Origin of the sequence: Halorubrum sp. AD140 (assembly GCF_034497445.1) — an archaeon.
Taxonomy (GTDB): Archaea; Halobacteriota; Halobacteria; order Halobacteriales; family Haloferacaceae; genus Halorubrum.
The window spans coordinates 1-1,374 of sequence record NZ_JAXRUU010000203.1 but is presented as its reverse complement, the minus strand read 5'-3'; the positions used below and the strand labels follow the sequence as shown (position 1 = coordinate 1,374).

Below are 1,374 nucleotides of genomic sequence, written 5' to 3'. Positions count from 1 at the left end.
GTCGAGGAGTACGCCGACAGCGTCGTCGACCTCACCGACGGGGTGTTGACCGGTGGGATACCGACCGGCGGGCTGCCGACCGACGGGCTGCCGAAGGGAGAGAAGGGGGACGACCGATGAGCGACGGGGACGGTCGAGCGGCGAGCGAACTCGCCGGCTGGCTCCGCGGCTGGCGGCCCGCACTGTCGTTGGCCTCGCGGAACCTCCGGCGGAACCGGGTGCGGACGGTGCTGGCGGTGTTGGGCGTCTGTATCGGCGTGCTCGCGGTCGCCGCGCTCGGCATCTTCGGGAACGTGTTAGCGCTGGGCGCCGACGACGCCATCGGCGATATCGGGACGCAGGTCGTCGTCTCGCCGAACAACGACGCCGGCGTGGAGTCGCTGTCGGACGCGGACGTGGCCTCGATTCGGCGCGCGGTCGACGGGGCCGCAGGCGGCGGGGCGGCGGTCGTCCCGCTCTACTCCGACAGCGCCACGGTCGCGCGGCAGGGCGACCAGTCGTTCGCGACGGTGTACGGGATCGAGGAGCCCTCGCTGGCGTACGAGGCCGCGGAGGGCAGACTGCCCGACCGACACCGACAGGGCGCGATCCTCGGGGCGGGGATCGCCGAGGACCTCGACGCCGGCGCGGGCGACACCGTCGAGATCGCGGGCTCGCAGGTGCGGGTGATCGCGGTGTTGGTCGAGAGCCAGACGTTCAGTCCGGTGGCGCCCGACGACGCAGTCCTCCTCCCGGAGTCGGCGTTCTCGGCCGACGGCTACGCGCAGGCGCTCGTCGTCTCCGACTCGGGCGCCGAGGACAACGCCGCCGCGGGCGCGATCCGCGAGTCGGTGAACGCGCGCGAAGACCGAGTGGAGCTGTTCGAGCTGGCCGCGATCGTCGACGAGATCAACGAGTTCTTCGGCCTGCTGTCGACGTTCCTGCTCGGGCTCGGCGCCATCTCCTTAGTCGTCGCCGGCGTCTCGATCCTCAACGTGATGCTGATGAGCACCGTCGAGCGCAGACAGGAGATCGGGGTGATGCGCGCGGTGGGCGTCGCGCGCCGCGACGTGTTGCGCGTCCTGCTCGCGGAGGCCGGGCTGATCGGCGCGGTCGGCGCCGCGGCCGGCACGCTGCTCACCGTCCTGCTCGTCGCCGGCCTCGTCCTCGCGACGCCCGCGGTCGACGCCGCGCTCGTGCTCGACCGGACGAACGCCTACTACCTCATGCTCGCGCTCGGGTTCGGCGTCGGCGTCGGGCTCGTCAGCGGCGCGTACCCCGCGTGGAAGGCGGCCAACGAGCGGCCGGTCGAGGCGCTGCGGAACTGATTCTGTGCGATCGCCGACCAGCCGCACCGCTCCGTACTATTTAAAACCCGAACGGCGCGCCGGCGAG

At 72.2% G+C, this 1,374-nt stretch carries 1 protein-coding gene; it reads left to right on the top strand.

Translation table 11 applies throughout. The features are described 5' to 3' along the window. The first annotated feature begins 116 nt into the window (after nucleotides 1-116). Entirely contained in the window at nucleotides 117-1,307 is a 1,191-nt protein-coding gene (locus U4E84_RS17450; RefSeq protein WP_322533357.1) for an ABC transporter permease, read from the top strand. Nucleotides 1,308-1,374: the final 67 nt, after the last annotated feature.